This window comes from Oerskovia enterophila (assembly GCF_044748475.1).
Lineage (GTDB): Bacteria > Actinomycetota > Actinomycetes > Actinomycetales > Cellulomonadaceae > Oerskovia > Oerskovia enterophila.
In genome coordinates, this window is the sequence record NZ_JBIVFZ010000003.1 from 745,605 (window position 1) to 762,527 (window position 16,923).

Genomic DNA, 16,923 nt, shown 5'->3' on the forward strand with positions numbered 1-16,923 from the left:
GACCACTCCCCTCTACCTCGCGGCACAGACCATCGGAGCCCGCCATGACCAGCACCCTCACGACCCACTCGTCCGGCCCGACGACGTCACGCACCTCGTCCGACCGGCCCACCTCGTCCGGTCAGCACCCCGGCCACCACCAGGGGCGCGACGACGACGCGCGGCGCGCGACGCCGTCGGGCACCCTGGACGTCACCGGACGCCTGGGCTCGCGCTACCGCGAGATCCTGACCCCCGAAGCCCTGGACTTCCTCACCGCGCTGCACGACCGCTTCCTCGCCGCCCGCCACGGGCTGCTCATGGACCGCCAGCAGCGCCGCCAGGACGTGGCCGACGGGATCGACCCCGACTTCCGCGCCGCGACCCGGCCCGTGCGCGACGACCCGTCGTGGCGCGTCGCCGGCTCGCACGGAGCCCCCGGCCTCAAGGACCGGCGCGTCGAGATCACCGGCCCGACCGATCCCAAGATGGCGATCAACGCCCTCAACTCGAGCGCCAAGGTGTGGCTCGCCGACCAGGAGGACGCGTCGTCGCCCACGTGGCGCAACGTGATCGAGGGCCAGCTCGCGCTGCACGACGCGATCCGCGGCACGCTCGCGTTCACGTCCCCCGAGGGCAGAGAGTACGCGCTGCGCTCGACCGAGCTGACCGACCTGCCGACCATCGTGTTCCGGCCCCGCGGCTGGCACCTGATCGAGAAGCACCTGCGCTACGTCGACCGCGCGGGCGTGGCGGTCTCGGCCTCGGCGTCGCTCGTGGACTTCGGGCTGTACTTCTTCCACAACGCACGCGAGCTCGTCGAGCGCGGCCGCGGACCGTACTTCTACCTGCCCAAGCTCGAGGGCTACCGCGAGGCGCGGGTCTGGAACGACGTGTTCGTGTTCGCGCAGGAGTACCTGGGGATCGAGCAGGGGACGATCCGCGCGACCGTGCTCGTCGAGACCCTGCCCGCCGCGTTCGAGATGGAGGAGATCCTCCACGAGCTGCGCGACCACTGCGCGGGGCTCAACGCGGGCCGCTGGGACTACCTGTTCTCGGTCATCAAGTCGTTCCGCACGCGCGGGGACCAGTACGTCCTGCCCGACCGCTCGCAGGTGCCCATGACCGCCCCGTTCATGCGGGCCTACACCGAGCTCCTCGTCGCGACGTGCCACAGGCGCGGGGCGCACGCGATCGGCGGTATGAGCGCGTTCATCCCCGACCGCCGCCGACCCGACGTGACCGAGAAGGCGTTCGAGCAGGTCCGCGCGGACAAGCGGCGCGAGGCCGGCGACGGGTTCGACGGCACCTGGGTCGCGCACCCCGACCTCATCCCCGCGGCGCGTGCCGAGTTCGACGCCGTGCTGGGCGACCAGCCGCACCAGGTCTCGCGGCTGCGCGACGACGTGAGCGTGGGGCAGCACGAGCTGCTCGACATCGGGTCGGTGCGCCGTGCGGGCGCGACGGTCACCGCGGCCGGGCTGCGGTCCAACGTCTCGGTGGGCGTGCGGTACATCGAGTCCTGGCTGCGCGGCGTGGGCGCCGCGGCGATCGACCACCTCATGGAGGACGCCGCGACGGCCGAGATCTCCCGCTCGCAGGTGTGGCAGTGGATCGCGTCCGGGACCCGCACCGAGAACGGGGTGCCCATCACCCGGGCCCGCGTCGAGGCGCTGCTCGCCGAGGTCGTCGACGACCTGCCCCGCGGGGAGGGCAACCGGGTCGACGAGGCCGCACACGTGTTCCGTGCCGTCGCGCTCGCCGAGGACTTCCCGACGTTCCTGACCATCGGGGCGTACTCGCAGTTCCTGGTCGGGTCGGCCGTGGACGGGCCGCGCGAGGGCTGACCACCTGAGCGCGGGCCGGTGCTTGCGGGGCTGGGGGCTCGGTGGGCCGAGTGCCCACGGGTGCCGAGAACGAGGTTGTGGTCGTTATCGAGGGGATAGCGACCACAACCTCGTTCTCGTGTGCGCGGAACCTCGTGCTCGGCACCACCAGCACCAGGACCCGACCCTGCCCGACCCGACCCGGCCCAGGCCCAGACCCAGACCCAGACGGCAGTCACGCTCGTTCCGGGGCACCACGGGCGCCAGCCTCCGCCGGTCGACCCTCCGACGTCCTGGCCTGCACGGATACCCCTGGCGCGCAGCCGCCCCCAGGTGGGATGATCCGGGCGCGCGGCGCGCGAGCTGCCGAGCGACACCCTTCCCGGACCCGCCGGTCCCGTCGCACCGTGGAGCACCCGTGAGTGACCTGTTCGCCCCGCCCTCGTCCCCGCTCCCCGGGTCCGGAGCCGGCACGCCCGCCGGGCCCGTACCGCCAGCACAGCAACCGCCGACGACGCAGCTACCGCCGACCTCGGCACCGGCACCGCAGCAGCCACCGGCCGCCCTGGTCCCCCCAGCCGCCCCCGCTCCGCCGAGCATCTCCGCCCAGCCTCCGGCGAGCGCGCGGACCACCACCCACCCAGACGTCGCCCCGGGCATCCCCCCGTCGGGCAGCAGCCCGTACCCCGGGCAGGCACCACCCCTCTCGGCCGCACCGGGGGCGCCCAACCCGTACGGTCCCCCGCGCCCGCATACCCCGAGTCACGGAGCCGCGGGCTTCCCGGCGGACGGGACGACCAGGACGCCGGGCCCCTCGCGCGTCCTGGTCGGGGTGCTCGCGGGGGTCGCCGGCCTGCTCATCGGGGGCGTCGGCGCGACCGCGGTGACCCTGGCCGTGGTGGCGGGCAACGAGCTCTTCGCCGACGCTGCGGCCGAGCCGTGGTCTGCCGGTCCGGCCCCCGACGAGGAGGAGGCGTGGGACGGGCACGGCGACGACCAGGTCGCGGGCGAGGACGGCGGGACGTTCGACGACCCGTGGGCGCTCGAGGGCGAGGTGTACACCGACGAGTGGTCGGTCCTGCTCGAGATCCCGCACGAGGCGACCGCCGAGATCCTCGCGCACAACGACGTCAACGTGTCCCCGGCCGACGGCATGGAGTACTGGATCGTCCCGGTCGACGCGATGTACCTCGGGCCGTCGAGCACGGTGACGGCCCACGGGTCGATCGACCTCTGGTTCGTCGACCGGGACGGCAACGAGTACACGGAAGGCTGCGGCGACGTCCCCGACTCCCTCGTCGGCACGGGCCTGATCGGCACCGACGACTCGGCCCAGGGCAACGTCTGTCTCGAGGTCCCCGCAGGGGCGGACGGCCTGTGGGTCCTCGCGGTCGACGACTACATGCCGGTCCACCTGTCCACCGACGTGGCGATCACCGAGTCCTGAGGCACCGCGCTCCTCGAGGGCCGGGCGTCACCACGCGAGCGCGTCGCGCAGCTTGTCCTCGAGCCGTGCCGACAGGGCCAGGTCGTCGCGCACCGCGGTGCGCTCGGCCACGGCGCGGCGCGGGCTGCTCGTGATGATGCCGTCGACGCCGCCACGGAGCTGGGCCCGCATCGCGGCCGGGTCGTTGACCGTCCACACGTAGACGTCGATCCCGGCCGCGCGCGCCTCGGCCCGCACGCGCGTGGTGTCCGACGACTGCTCGATCGCGACGAAGTCGACGGGCAGGACCCCGAGCGGGCCGCGCAGGAACGGGACGACGTACCCGACCGTGATCTCCGGGCCGAGCGCGTGCACCTCGTCAGCCTGCTCGGGGTAGATCGACTGGACCAGGTAGTCGTCCGCGACGCCGTGCGCCCGCAGGAGCGCGACGACGTCCGCGACGAACGTCGTCGTCTCGTGGCCGTGCGCCTTGAGCTCGACCAGGAGCGGCACGTCGAGCTCCTGGGCGCGCTCGACGAACTCCTCGAGCGACGGGATGGTCGCCTCGAACCCGCCCTGGCGGATCGTCGTCGAGGTCAGCTCGTCGAGCGTCATGGTGTGCACGGCGCGGTCGGAGCCCGCGAGGCGCCGCAGGGTCAGGTCGTGGAAGACGACGAGCCCGCCGTCGGCGGCCTGGAGGACGTCGAGCTCGACGTAGTCCGCGCCGAGCGCCGCGGCGGACTCGAGCGACGCGATCGAGTTCTCGACGCCCCCGCCCGGGTCGCCGCGGTGCGCGATCACCGCGCCGGGCTCCTCTCGCGCGAGGGTCGTCATGGCGCGGGTGTTGGCCGCGGTGACCGCGACGAGCACCAGCACGGCCCCCAGCCCGACGGCGGCGCGCACCCCGCGCGGCCGGCTCGCCCAGCCGCTCCCGAGGACGGGCGGCACCTGCCCGGGCGAGGAGATGTCGCCGACGGGAGCTGCGCCGTCGGGCAGCGACTCGCGCCGCTCCCCCGCGACCACGACCACGACCTGCGTGAGCAGCGCGGCGACGAAGCCCACGAGCACGAACCCGACCACCTGCACGACCGTGAGCGTCACGCCCGCGACGACCGGCGCGGCACCGGGCGCGGCCAGGTCGGCGACGCGCGTGGGGACGAGCGCGAGCATCACGATGCCCGCCGCGACCACGACCACGCCGAGCGCGACCACCGCGAACGTGCCCAGGAGGCGCGGCCAGAGCCCGCGCGTCGCCCGCCAGCTCGCGGTCATGGAGCCGGACACCGAGGCGTCGGACGTCAGCAGGAACGCGAGCGTCAGGACCAGCCGCAGGTTGAGGAACAGGACCCCCGCGAGGAACGCGAGGTAGACGTAGACGCCGCCGTCGAACTTGAGGAGCTCCCCGACGACGAACTCCGGGATCGCGATGCCGCGCACCAGGAACGCCGCGGTCCCGAAGTTGCCCACCGGGACGAGCACGAAGAAGTAGCCCACGAACAGCAGGAGCTGGGGGCCGAGGAGCTTGCGGCTCGTGCGCGCGAGGTCGGCGCCCACGGCCCGCACCGAGACAGGCTCGCCCGCGCGCAGCCGGGCGCCGATCGCGAGGAACGCGCCCTGCTGGCACAGGACCACGACCGACGCGACGAGCGCCACGACCAGCAGGAGGAGCACCGCGACCGGGCTCGACAGCACGCGCAGCACGTTGAGGTGCGTGAGCGCGCCGGCGCCCGCGGCCGCGAGCGCCACGTCGAACAGCCACACCATGAGCGGGACCGCGACGAGCGCCGCCGCGCCCTGCAGGAGCAGGACCGCCCCGAGGTACGTCGGCAGGTGCGCGCGGACCGTGCGCGCGGCGGGTCCGAGCAGCGCGGTGCGCTGCGGTCGGTCGCGAGCAGTGCGCCGCGCGGCGTCGTCGTCGGGACGCGGCATGCCCGAGCGGGCCGGGGAAGTGCGGGGGGCGGTCGGACGGGCGGCTGGTGGCACGAGCGAAGCCTACGGTCGCGTGGGAGGGCCGTTCGTACCGCGCACCACCTGCGCGGGCGAGTTCACCCGGGCGACGTGTAGGTGATGCGCGTGGCCGGGAGCCCGGCGGTCGGGACGCCCTGCGCCCGGACCCCGCCGGGGCCGCCCTCGCCCGCGCCCACGACGAGCTCGGCGACGGTCGTGAGGACGATCAGCGGGAGCAGCAGCGGCAGCGCGACGAAGCCGGTCGCGGCCGCGCCGAGCAGGCTCCCGACGGCGCCGGGCACCCACCGTGGACGGGGCCTGTCCGGGGCGGGTCGGCTCTCGACGCCGAGCAGCACGGCCTGGACGAGCAGCGCGGCGGCCGCGCCCCCTGCGACGGTCCCGGCGCCCAGGACCCACGGCGTCCCGGTTCCGGCGGCGTCCAGGCAGAGCGCCGCGAGCCCCGCGACCACGGACAGCAGGAACGTGATCGCGAGACCGAGGTGCCCGAAGAGCCGGACCGCGGCCCACATGAGCAGGCGACGCACGGGGCCCGTCCCCGACTGGCGCAGCGTCGCGCGGAAGAGGTGGTCGGCGTCTCGGCGGGCCGCTCGACGAGCGCTCGCCGGGGCGTCGGACGTGGCGAGCTCCCGCGAGGCCGCGTCGTGCAGGATCGCCGGGAGCGTCTGGCGGCCGTAGCTCGCGATCACGCCCCACAGCGGCATGGGCACCGACGCGAGGTCGGTCACGAGTCCTGCGGGGACGGTCTGCTCGACGCTCGCGCGCCGCCAGACCGGGCCGTCCGCCGTCTGCTCGTCGGCGGGCCGCGAGCTGTGGCCGAACGCGGTGAGGACCTCGAACCACACCTTCCAGCGGCCCGTCACGGGGAGCTGGCGCAGGTCGACCGTCGTGGCTGTGGTCCACCGGTCGGGGTCGTCCGGGAGCGGGGCGAGGAAGGGCACGGCGCTCCCTCAGCCGGCGGGGACGAGCGCCGGGGCGTCGGGCGCGGGCGGCGCCACCTCGTTCGTCACGCCGTACGGCACCAGGACGCTCGCGACCTCGCGCGCCACGGGGTCGAGGTGCCCGCGCTGGTCGTCGAAGAAGATGTGCGGGCGCAGGACGCGCAGCACCCGGCCCTTGTCCGCGCCGCCCAGGAAGAACGCGTCGTTGACCGTGACGCCCCACGAGCGCAGCGTGTTGACGGCCCGCTCGTGCGAGGGCGCGCTGCGGGCCGTGACGATCGAGACGCGCACGCGGGGCCTGTAGCCCGGGTCCTCGGCGACCCGTTGCTCCTCGCGTCGCTGGATGGTGCTCAGCGCGCGCAGGAACGGGAGGATCGGTCCGGCGTGGTGCTCGGTGATCTTGCGCGCGCTCTCGTACTGGTGGAACTGCTCGAGCCCGCCCGACTGGAAGATGCGCTCGGCGCTGTCGTCGGCGAGCACGCCGTCGAAGTCGAACGCCACACGCAGCTCGCCGACCTCGGCGTCGACGGTGCTCTCTTCGGAGATGTCGGCGGTCGCGTCGCCCATCGCGGCCGCCTCGACCGCCGGCTCCACCGCGACCGGTGCGTCGCCCCGGGCGACGCGAGCGCCGGACGTGCGGTGCGCCGTCGGGCCGGACGAGGCGCCCCGCCCGACGGCGGCGCTCCCCAGGACCTGCCCGGCCGGGTGTCCCAGCGTGGTCGCCGTGCGCACGTCGCCCGCGTCGCCCGAGAGGAACAGCGAGATGTTGAGCGCGGGGATGTACGCGTAGGGCGCGACGCCCTGCGTGAAGATCGCCCGGCTGATGGGCAGCCCGTGGGCCGCGACCGAGCTCATGACGCGCAGGCCCGTGGACGGGTCGTTCTTGGACAGGATGAAGACCTCGACCAGCGGGTCGCCCGCGGCGGGAGACAGGTCGTTGAGGCTCAGGAGCCGCTGGACGAACTCGAACGCGACGCCTGGCCGGAGCATGCGGTCGCGGTACCTGTCCTGGTAGGCGCGGTAGGCGTCGATGCCCTGCTCGTCGAAGACGCGCTGGGACGTCGAGAGGTCGAACAGCGCGCTCGAGGCGACGCCGACGACGAGCCGGTGGTCGAGGTCGTAGGGCGGCACGGGGGCTCCTTCGGGACGGGCGGGACCGGCAGGCGGGGCGGGCTGGGCAGGCGGGTGAGCGGGCGTGCGGCGCGTCACGCGGGCTCAGGCCGGCTCGGGCGGGCGGCGCACCTGGTCGTGCGGGTGGCGGCGCGAGTACCGCTTCACGCACTCCTTGCACATCGGCATGGTCGGGAGGCGCTCGGCCTCGCGCGGGGTCATCTCGCCGATGACCTTGGCCCCGCACAGCCCCCGGTCGGGGTGCACGATGTGGCCCCACTCGGACTCCCACCGGTAGCCGAACCGGTAGGGCGGGCGCACCTGGAACTCGCGCACCTGCGGGGCCGAGCGCAGGACCGCGGCCTTGTCGAGCGTCTCCTCGCCGTACCCCTGCGGCTGGCGCTGGCACACGTGACGCACCCGGAACGGCATGGTCGGCGAGTACGCGAGCTGCGTCCCGGGCACGGCCCCCCGGTTCGACGTCAGGAACCAGCGCACCTCGTCCCCCGCGTGGGCGCTACGGACCTCGTCGAGCGCGAAGGCCCGACGACGGCCGTCGTAGCACGGCAGCCACTGGACGTCGGCGCCGCACTGCTCGCAGCGACCGACCCGTACGCCGCTCACGCGAGCGGGCTCGGGGTCTGGACGTGCATGCTGCCTCCGGCGGGTGATCGGTACGGGCGGACCGATGACACCCTACGTCCCGCCCACCACCCCGGCCGTCTACCCCGTGACCGCGAAGAACCCGTGCGCCCCGCGCTCGGCGTCGATCATGGCGTGGGTCACGAACGGGTAGCGCCCCGCCTCGGGGAACGCGAGCTCGACGAAGCCGCCCTGGGCGACCGCGAGCCCCAGCACCTGCGACCCGCCCGCCTCGGCGTTGCCGGGACGCAGCCGGTAGGCGCCCTCGCTGAACACGGTGTCGAACTGGCCGCCGACGACATGGAACGCCGTCCCCCGGTTGGGGCCCGCCGTGAGCACCCACACGCGCACGCGCTCGCCCACCCGGGCCGGGAGCGGCGCCGCGTCGTACTGGTTGGCGTAGCCGTTGAAGGCCACGACGTCGGGATCGCCCGTCGCGAGCCGATCCAGGTCGACCTCGCCACCCTGCGGCCCGAGGTAGTACTCGGACTGGACGAGCAGGTACTCCCGGTCGACCGCGGGCAGGTCAGGAGGGTCGATCACGACCGCGCCGAACATGCCGTTCGCGATGTGCGCCGACATGGGCATGGTCGAGCAGTGGTACATCCACACCCCGGACATGGTCGCCGTGAACGTGTAGGTGAGCTCCTCGCCCGGCGCGATCGTGCGCATGGGCCGGTCGGGGGCGAGCGCCCCGGCGTGGAAGTCGATCGAGTGCCCGATCGTGCCGTCGTTGACCAGCGTGATCTCGAAGCGGTCGCCGACCTTGCCGCGCAGCGTCGGACCGGGGGCCGTGCCGCCGAACGTCCACAACGTCTGCGTCACCCCGGGCGCAACCTCGGTCACGAGCTCGGAGACGGCGAGCCGCACGCGGTGCACGGTCTCGGGGCTCGCGGGCGCGAGCTCGGCCGGACGCGCCACGAAGTCGTCGCCCGGGGCCGCCATGAAGTCCAGGTCCTTCGCGGCGCTCGGGGCGCCCGACGCGTCGCCCGAGCCCACCGGGCCGTGGTCCATGCCCGCCATGCCGTCGTGCCCGGCCTCGCTGTCGCTGCCGGCGCCGGCGCCGGCAGGTTCGGCACCGCCGTCGGCGAGGCTCGTCCCGCCCACAGAACCGCCCACCGGCTCGATCGTCAGCACCATGCCCATCTGCCGGTGGCCCACGATGCTGCACCACCCGTCGACCGTGCGGCCCACGACCCCCACCTCGAACGTCTCGGTCGCCCCCGGGGCGAGCCGCCCGCTCGTCGCGCCCGTGTCGAGCACGAGGTCGTGGACCGTGGAGTCGGTGTTGGTCACGACGAGCACCAGGGTGTCCCCGGCGGGCACCTCGATCGTCGCGGGGAAGAAGCGCATGTCGCGGGCCTCGACCTCGACGGTCGTCGTGCGCCCCGTGGGGACGACGGCGCCCGACGCACCGGCCTCGGTCGGCGAGGCTCCCGTCCCGGTGCCGAGCGCGGCCGGGTCCAGGGCCACGCCGCCCGCGGCGACCAGGAGAAGGACGCTCAGCGCGGCCACGGCCAGCCCCTTGCGACGCGGTCCGGTCACGGCCTCCACGGGAGGTCCCTGGCGGGCGTCTCCGGACCGCGCGCGCAGGTCCTGTCCCAGGGCGTGGGCCGCCGCGACGTCCTCGGCGGTCGGTGGCACGAACGGCGTGCGCCGGGCCCGGCGGTGGACGCGCAGGGCCCCGACGAGCAGCGGGAGGAAGGCCACGAGCGCGCCGAGCGCGGTCAGCGACGCGAGCACGTGCACCAGGCTCGGCGCGGGCAGGACGAAGAGCGCGAGCGCTCCGTCGAACAGCACGACCCGCAGCACGGCCCCGCGTTCGAGCACGGCCGTGGTCGAGCGCACGGCCGCGGGACCGCCGCCCAGGACCACGGGCACCAGGTAGGTCAGCGCCCCGAGCAGGACCTGGGCCGCGAAGCCCGCGACGAGCGGCACGGTCACGATCCCGACGCGTGCGGCCGCCGCCTCCCACGTCCCGCTCAGCGCCAGGACGCCGACCAGCGTCGCGAGCGATCCCACCAGCCAGGCCAGCGCGCAGGCCGCCGACCACGTCGCGAAGGTCGCGGGCGGACGCCGTCGGGCCGCCGTGACCATGGGCCGCACCGAGACACCGATGCCCGCGAGGTACGTCGCCAACCCCACGGCCGCGACGGGCGGCGAGGCCGCCAGGACCGCGGCCACCCCGCCCGCCAGGCCGACCAGCATGAGGGCGAGCGTCGTGCGCGCGGCGCGGGGAGCGTCGTCGGCCATCTTCGTCCGCAGCATGGTCGGCCACAGCGTCATGAGCGTGCCCATGACCGTGAGGCCCACGAAGCCCAGCAGGTTGAAGCCCGCGTGCGCGAGCACGACCCGCCTGTGCCACCCCTCGTCGAGGCCGCGCGCGAGCGTCGCACCGAGCCCCGCCCCGAACGGCAGGAGCCAGGCCGCCGCGACGTAGAAGCCCACGCAGATCGCGAAGCGGGCCGCGAGCGCCTGCCGTGACTGGAGCCACAGGGCCGTGCCGTGGGCCGCGACCGCGACGCCCACGCCGACGGCCCCCACGAGCGTCACGACCCACGTCGCCGTGACCATGCCCGCGACCGTCGCGGCGACCGCGCCGTTGAGCAGCACCAGGCGCGCGACCTGCCAGCGCCGCGAGGCGGGCGTGATCCGGCGGCGCAGGAGCGCGTCGGTGAAGTGCTGGCTCCACACGCAGATCGCGTTGGTCACCGCGCCGAGCAGCAGCAGGTGCACGAGCAGCCAGGGCGACGCGGGGATCCACCGGTGGCCCACGGCGACGACCACGGTCGCCACGAGCCAAGCGACCACGGGGGCGTTGGCGCGCAGGTGCCAGGCGGAGCGGTCGGTCAGGGGCTTGAGCGGAGCGGGCTGGGCGGACAGGTCGAGCTTCACGGAGCGGTCTCCTCGAGCAGGGACGGTGCAGGCCCGACGGCGTCGCGCGGCCGCGACCCGGGCGCGGGCGCGAGGCGCGCGCGGATCCCGACCCCGAGCATGAGCACCACGAACGCGAGCAGCGCGACCACGTTGAGCACTCCCCCGACCTGGTGGGCCACGGGCAGGTCCCGGGCGTCGCCCAGCCCCAGGCGGACCAGCAGGCCCAGGTGCAGGAGGACCGCCGGCCCGTACATCAGGGGCGTGTACGGCAGCCGCACGCGCAGCACCGCGGGCAGGATCACGGGCGCGTGGGCCATGATCATCGAGATCGTGAAGCCTAGGAAGACCGCGTGGATCACGGCGTCGTACCCGGGCCCCGTGACCTGGCGCCCGGCGAGGAGCCAGATCGCTCCGGCGACCGCGAGCCACGCGTACGCCGCGAGCAGGCACGCCGCCATGTAGCGCGCGAGCCCCGTCGATCGGACGGTGCGCCGGGCGACGTCGTGCACCGCGAGCCAGCCGCACAGCACCAGGACGGCCGCACCCAGCAGGGCGTAGCCGGCAGCGGGCCACAGCAGGGTCGCCACGCACCCCACCGCGAGCGCCCAGCAGACCCACAGGATCAGTCCCGCGCCCCGGCCGAGGAACGCGATCCGGGCGAGCTCGAGCCGCTCGCCCGCGATCGTGGTCACGACGAAGCACGCGAGCCACGGCAGCACGTCGGCGACGCCCACGCCGCCGAGCCACAGGAGCGCCCCGCCCGTCGCGAGCAGCGCGCCGACGAGCTGCACGAGGACCGCGTCGTCGTGCTGGCGCCGCCACAGCGGGACGTAGACCAGGCACAGCGCGCCGCAGCCCGCGACGAGGAGCACCTGGCCCACGGCGAGCGGGGCCGGGCTGAGCAGAGCCAGCGCGCCCGCGCCCAGCAGCGCCGGGGCCGCGAAGCCCCACCGCGTGCGCAGCGCGACGGCGCGCTCGAGCGCGATCACCGTGCCGACGAAGCCCAGGACGAGCAGCACGCCGTGGATCTGGGGCAGGCGCTCGGTCGTGAGCGGGGCCGGCAGGCCGAGCAGCAGGAGCGCCGCGTCGAGCCCCGCGAGGAGCGCGAGGCCGGCCGGCAGCACGAAGACGACGCGGCGCATCAGCGGTGCGAGCTGTCGGCGTGGCCGGGGGTGCTGGTGGCCTCGGCCTCCGGCACGGGCCGGTCCGGGGTCCCTTCTGGGGGTCCGTCCGCGGGGCGCAGGTGCAGGCGGCACGCGCCCGGCTCCGCGAAGGGCAGCAGCGACGTCCCCTCGCGAGGAGCCCCCAGCCGCTCGAGCGCCCCCTGCGCCAGGCCGAGGTGCACCGCGCACACGACCTCGGGGTTGCGGTACGCGGCCTCGAGCAGAGGGCAGCGGGTCAGCGCGACCGAGGCCGCGTCGTCGTCGGCCCGAGGGGCGAACCCCAGGCGATCCAGCAGGTCGACGACCTCGTGACGCGCGGCGCTCCCGGCGTCGTCGGCACCTCGGCCGGGTCTCCCCTTCTCGGGGGCCCCTGGACCGTCGCCCGCGCTGCCCAGGTGCCCGACGACGTCGGGTCCCCCGCCGGGCTCCCGGCGTGCGTCCGGCGCGCTCTCCCCGCGCCCTGTGCCACCCCCGCTCGCAGGGTGCGAGGCGCCGTCGGGAACCGTGCCCGGACCCGAGGGGAGCTCGACGTCCCCGACGAGCTCCGCGCCCCAGGCGCGGCCCGCGGCGAGCGCGTCGCCCACGGGGTCGGCGCTCGACCGGGCGATCTGGGCCGCGAGCGCCGACGCCAGGCCCGCGTACTCGGCGGCGCCCGCCGTCGTCGGCGACTCCGTGACCGCGGCGTAGAGCCGGGCCGGACGGCCCCGGCCGTGCGCCGGGGCGCTCTCGCTCGTCGCGAGCCCCGCCTCGACCAGGCCCTCGAGGTGCTCGCGCACGGTGTTGGAGTGCTGATCGAGCGCGGTCGCGACCGAGCTGACCGAGCAGGGCTCGGGCTGGGACGCGAGGACGTCGAGGACCGCGAGCCGGGCCTTCGAGAGCCGCGCCGGGCGGACCGCGCGACGCACGAGCGGCGGGCCGTACCCGGGGCGCGGGGGCGCGGGGTGCTCTGCCCGTCCAGCAGGCTGCGTATTTTCCACGGAATAAAGTGTACTAATGTTTGGCGCGTTGGAGAACCACTCCCACCGCTCCCGGAGGTCTCACGTCATGAGCAGCATCGTCCTGGCCACGTCGGCCGAAGACTCACGCGCCGTCGAGGCCGTCGTCGCCCACCACACCGAGATGAACGGGACCCTCGGGCTGCTCGTCGAGGCGCTGGTCCAGGCCGTCGAGTCCGGCACCGCCACGACCGGCGCCCACCGCCGACTCGTGGACTGGACGCGGACCGACCTGCTGCCGCACGCGCTCGCCGAGGAAGCCGCGATGTACCCCCACGCGCACCGCGACGAGCACGCCCGGCTCCTGGTCGACGCGATGATCGCCGAGCACGGGGTGATCGGCGAGCTGGTCGACGCCCTCGACCGCGCGACCAGCCCCGTCCGCGCCGCAGCCCACGCCCGCGCGCTCGAGGTGCTCTTCGAGACCCACATGACCAAGGAGAACGAGCAGATCCTGCCGCTGCTCGCCCTGTCCTCCGACGTCTCGCTCGCCGGCGTCCTCGACGGGATGCACGAGCTGCTCGGCGGGCACTCCCACGGGGAAGGCGGGGAGGCCGGGGAGGCTGCGGCGGGTGGCGAGCCGGGCGGCGCCTGCGGCTGCGGCGGCGGTGCCGAGGGCTGCGGTGGCGCCTCGGAGGGGGCGACCGCGGCGGCCATGGATGATGCCCCCGCCGAACCCGCAGGCCACTCGTGCGGCTGTGGCGGGCACGACGACGCCGGCAACCTCCCGGTGCTCGACGCCCGCGCGGTGCCGCACGCGATCCGGCACGCGACCATCTTCGGGGCGCTCGAGGGCGTCGCGCCCGGCGCGGGTATGGTGCTCCTCGCCCCGCACGACCCGCTGCCGCTCCTGGCGCAGATCGAGGCCCGCTGGCCGGGCACGTTCACGGTCGACTACCTCGAGCGCGGCCCCGAGACCTGGGCGCTGGCTTTCACGCGCTGACCTCTGCTTGGTTGTCAGAAGCACACCGGGGTATGCCCCCGTGTGCTTCTGACAACTTGGCTGGTCGTGGTGTGCTCCAGGCGGCGCTGCCTGACCGCCACGACTGCCGCGATCCCTCGCCCCCATTTCGCAACCTGCGATCGATCAATGACCAGCTCAGCCGAGCACGAGGTTGCGGTCACCAGGGCGCCCAAAACAGCCGCAACCTCGTGCTCGGCAGCAGAGTCGTGCGAGCAATCCCGTTGACGCCCCGTGATGGGTCGTCGCCAGGGCGGGCGCGCTGGGAAGGCGCGCACAGTGTGCCGAAGTCCGACAATTTCACCCGGACGGATTCTCTCCGGTTCGCGCTCACATGGGACCATTTCGCGAGCCTCCCGACGATGTCGCGATCGAGGCACCCTTCCGCGCGAAAGGCAGTACCCCGCCGATGTCCGATGACGGCATCCTCAAGTCCCTCTGGAACCTGGTTCCCAACTTCGCAGATGCCTTTCGTGGTGACACACATGCACTGATCGTCGTCATCTTCTTCGTGGTGATCGTCGCCATAGCCTTAGGGGCAATCTGGTACACGGTCAGAGCATCTCGTGCAGCCAACAAGGCGCTTGACGCGCTGAACGAACAGCTCGTCGACGTCTCTTCGGAGAATCTGCTGCAGCGACGTAGCGAGCTGCTCGAGCAGGCCGGTGCGGCGGCTCCTGGTGTCGTGGGCGAGCTCTGGCGCGAGTTCGACGAGACGCTCGTCGTCCACCACGACCCCGTGCTGAGACAGGACGCTATCCGCAACACGGTCGAGGCCGACCACTACTTCAGCGCCGAGCGTATTGCGCCGCAGCTCGTCAACAATCGGCTCCTCACCGCAGCTCCAGCAGTGCTCACAGCACTCGGGCTTCTCGGTACCTTCATCGGGCTCGCCACGGGCCTCAACAGCCTCAAGCTTGGCGAGAGCGCCACGGTCGAAGAGATGCGAGCCGGCATCGAAGGTCTCGTGGCTGGAGCCGGCCTTGGCTTCACGGCGTCCGTCTGGGGCGTCCTGGCGAGCCTGGTCGTCAACATCTGGGAGAAGGTCGTCGAGCGGCGCGTCGCCGCTCGGGCCACAGCCTTCCAGGCCCGCATCGACGGCCTCTTCGTGCTGCACTCCCCGGAGCGATCACTGCTCCAGGTCGAGAAGAACACCTCCGAATCCGCGGTCGCCCTCAACGAGCTGCACGAGAAGATCGGCACCCAGCTCCAGGAGGCCGTCGCAGGCATCTCCCAGGAGATGCAGGACGCGTTGACGCGCGCCATCGAGACGTCGATGGCTCCCTCGATGGCTTCGCTCGCCGAGAGCACCGCGACGCAGTCGGCCGAGGTCTTCGAGAAGCTCGTCGACAAGTTCGCCGCCGCGTTCCAGTCGATCGGGACGCGTCAGGCGGAACAGCTGGGCGCGGCCTCCTCGTCGCTGGACGCCACAGTGACCGCCGTCGCCCAACGCGTCGACAGCTCTGTCGCGGGGCTCTCGGACGCTTTCGAGGCGGTCGGGGCCCGCCAGGCCGAGCAGCTCGACGCCGCGACGGCGACGCTGGACACCGCCCTCGGCTCCGTCTCCGACAAGGTCGGTGGCGCGATCGTCCTGCTCAAGGAGAGCGCGGCCGCGCAGTCGACGGCTACGTCCGAGCAGGCCGAGGCCTTCCGCGAACAGCTCACCGAGCTGTCCGAGCTCACGGCGCGCCAGGCCCGCCTGCTGGACGGCTCGCTCACCGCGATCACCCTGGGCCTCGACTCGGCGGCCACGAAGATGGGGACCGCGATCACGTCGCTCGACACGTCGTCGACCACCTTGCAGGGCACCGCACGAACGTTCGCGCAGACGAGCGAACGCTTCGAGTCGTCATTGAACGCGGGCGCCCAGGCGCTCGAAGGGACGGCCGAGGCCCACGCGCAGGCGGCTGCGGCCCTCGGCAACCACACGACCGCGCTCGAGCAGATCAACTCTGCCTCGCTCGACGCGACAGAGCGGCTGACCCAGGCGGCCCGGGCCGCGGCAACGAGCTTCGAGACCATGCAGGTCCACCAGGGCCGTTTCCTGAACGACCTCAAGGCGCAGGTCGACAATCACTCGGCTTCCCTCAGGAACTGGCTCGACGAGTACTCGGACCAGGTCCAGCACCAGACGACCGAGCGCATGAGCGACTGGAACAAGCACACGCACACGTTCTCCTCGCAGATGCTCGAAGCGACCAACGCACTCTCCGAGGTCATCGACGAGATGGGGGTGAAGATCGGTGCGCAGGACGCGGGGAAGAGCTCGCTCTCGTGAGGAGGCGGAGAACCCGTACTGGATCTCCTTCGCAGACCTCATGACGGCTCTCCTGGCCGTCTTCATCCTGGCCGTGGTCGCACTGGTCCTCCAGCTCACGGAGAAGCAGGAGGCCCTGGCCGCCGAGCAGAAGACGGCGCAGGAGCAGCGCAGCCTGTTCTCGGACCAGATCACCTCGCTGCAGCGCGCTGAGGAGGTCCGTTCCGACGTGCTGATCGAGGTGGCCACGACGCTCCAGGCGCAGGGCATCGACGTCATCGTCAGCCAGGACAACTCGGTGCTGAGCATCCCGACGGCCCTTCTGGGCTTCGACTCGGCCTCGTTCGAGATCCGGCCCGAGCACCGGGACGTCGCCCTCGCGATCGGGGCCGCGATCGACGACTCTTTGCGCCACGACGAGCGCTTCCGCTACCTCGACACCGTGTTCGTCGAGGGACACACCGACAACCAGTCGTTCGACGGGCTCGAGGGCACCGGCAACTGGGGGCTCTCCACGTTCCGCGCGATCTCGCTGTGGCGCCTGTGGGAGACCTCGTTGCCCGACGGCGGAGGTCTCGACGACCTGCGCCGAACCGATGGGAGCCCCCTGTTCTCCGTCTCCGGCTACGGCGAGACGCGACCCGCGACCTCCGTCCAGGAGAGCGAGGCCGACCGCGCAGCGAACCGGCGCATCGACGTGCGGTTCACTGTGGTCCGTCCGACGGCGGAGGATCTCGCGGAGATCCTCGAGAGCGCCGACGCGACCGGGCGGGTGCCCTGA

The 16,923-nt window shown here is 73.7% G+C and carries 12 protein-coding genes; 5 read left to right on the forward strand and 7 right to left on the reverse strand.

Features of this window, described 5'->3' with window-relative positions; all coding sequences use genetic code 11:
- The first annotated feature begins 44 nt into the window (after positions 1-44).
- Both aceB and ACIPWA_RS12690 read left to right on the forward strand, forming a co-directional pair.
- Complete coding sequence (gene aceB / locus ACIPWA_RS12685) at positions 45-1,826, forward strand: malate synthase A (RefSeq protein WP_400290603.1); 1,782 nt, start codon at positions 45-47, stop codon at positions 1,824-1,826.
- 811 nt (positions 1,827-2,637) lie between these two features.
- Positions 2,638-3,252: a hypothetical protein gene (locus tag ACIPWA_RS12690; RefSeq protein ID WP_056654528.1), complete on the forward strand. Its 615-nt coding sequence runs from the start codon at positions 2,638-2,640 to the stop codon at positions 3,250-3,252.
- Positions 3,253-3,279: 27 nt separating this feature from the next.
- Here the strand turns inward: ACIPWA_RS12690 and ACIPWA_RS12695 are convergent, their stop codons facing one another.
- The 7 genes from ACIPWA_RS12695 to ACIPWA_RS12725 all read right to left on the reverse strand — a co-directional run bounded on the left by ACIPWA_RS12695 (position 3,280) and on the right by ACIPWA_RS12725 (position 12,906).
- A complete protein-coding gene (locus tag ACIPWA_RS12695; protein ID WP_400290605.1) occupies positions 3,280-5,214 on the reverse strand; it encodes a glycerophosphoryl diester phosphodiesterase membrane domain-containing protein in 1,935 nt (644 codons plus the stop codon).
- A 62-nt stretch (positions 5,215-5,276) separates the two neighbouring features.
- The gene (locus ACIPWA_RS12700) at positions 5,277-6,137 is read right to left on the reverse strand and encodes a DUF1353 domain-containing protein (RefSeq protein ID WP_400290607.1); all 861 of its coding nucleotides are present in this window, start codon (positions 6,135-6,137) and stop codon (positions 5,277-5,279) included.
- Positions 6,138-6,146: 9 nt separating this feature from the next.
- A complete protein-coding gene (locus ACIPWA_RS12705) occupies positions 6,147-7,268 on the reverse strand; it encodes a 5'-nucleotidase (protein WP_400290609.1) in 1,122 nt (373 codons plus the stop codon).
- Positions 7,269-7,352: 84 nt separating this feature from the next.
- Positions 7,353-7,871 carry a hypothetical protein gene (locus tag ACIPWA_RS12710; protein WP_400290611.1) on the reverse strand — a complete coding sequence of 173 codons (519 nt, stop codon included), beginning with the start codon at positions 7,869-7,871 and terminating at the stop codon, positions 7,353-7,355.
- 99 nt (positions 7,872-7,970) lie between these two features.
- Entirely contained in the window at positions 7,971-10,784 is a 2,814-nt protein-coding gene (locus ACIPWA_RS12715) for a multicopper oxidase domain-containing protein (protein ID WP_400290612.1), read from the reverse strand.
- Positions 10,781-11,908, reverse strand: a complete 1,128-nt coding sequence (locus ACIPWA_RS12720) for a hypothetical protein (protein WP_400290614.1) — start codon at positions 11,906-11,908, stop codon at positions 10,781-10,783. Before ACIPWA_RS12720 ends, ACIPWA_RS12715 begins: the two co-directional genes overlap by 4 nt.
- A complete protein-coding gene (locus ACIPWA_RS12725) occupies positions 11,908-12,906 on the reverse strand; it encodes a helix-turn-helix transcriptional regulator (protein ID WP_400290617.1) in 999 nt (332 codons plus the stop codon). Before ACIPWA_RS12725 ends, ACIPWA_RS12720 begins: the two co-directional genes overlap by 1 nt.
- A gap of 67 nt (positions 12,907-12,973) precedes the next feature.
- Between ACIPWA_RS12725 and ACIPWA_RS12730 the strand changes: the two genes are divergently transcribed.
- The 3 genes from ACIPWA_RS12730 (at position 12,974) to ACIPWA_RS12740 (ending at position 16,923) form a co-directional block, all read left to right on the forward strand.
- A complete protein-coding gene (locus ACIPWA_RS12730; protein ID WP_400290620.1) occupies positions 12,974-13,867 on the forward strand; it encodes a DUF2249 domain-containing protein in 894 nt (297 codons plus the stop codon).
- A gap of 427 nt (positions 13,868-14,294) precedes the next feature.
- The gene (gene zorA / locus ACIPWA_RS12735) at positions 14,295-16,163 is read left to right on the forward strand and encodes an anti-phage ZorAB system protein ZorA (protein WP_400290623.1); all 1,869 of its coding nucleotides are present in this window, start codon (positions 14,295-14,297) and stop codon (positions 16,161-16,163) included.
- A complete protein-coding gene (locus tag ACIPWA_RS12740) occupies positions 16,129-16,923 on the forward strand; it encodes an OmpA/MotB family protein (protein ID WP_318244512.1) in 795 nt (264 codons plus the stop codon). Before zorA ends, ACIPWA_RS12740 begins: the two co-directional genes overlap by 35 nt.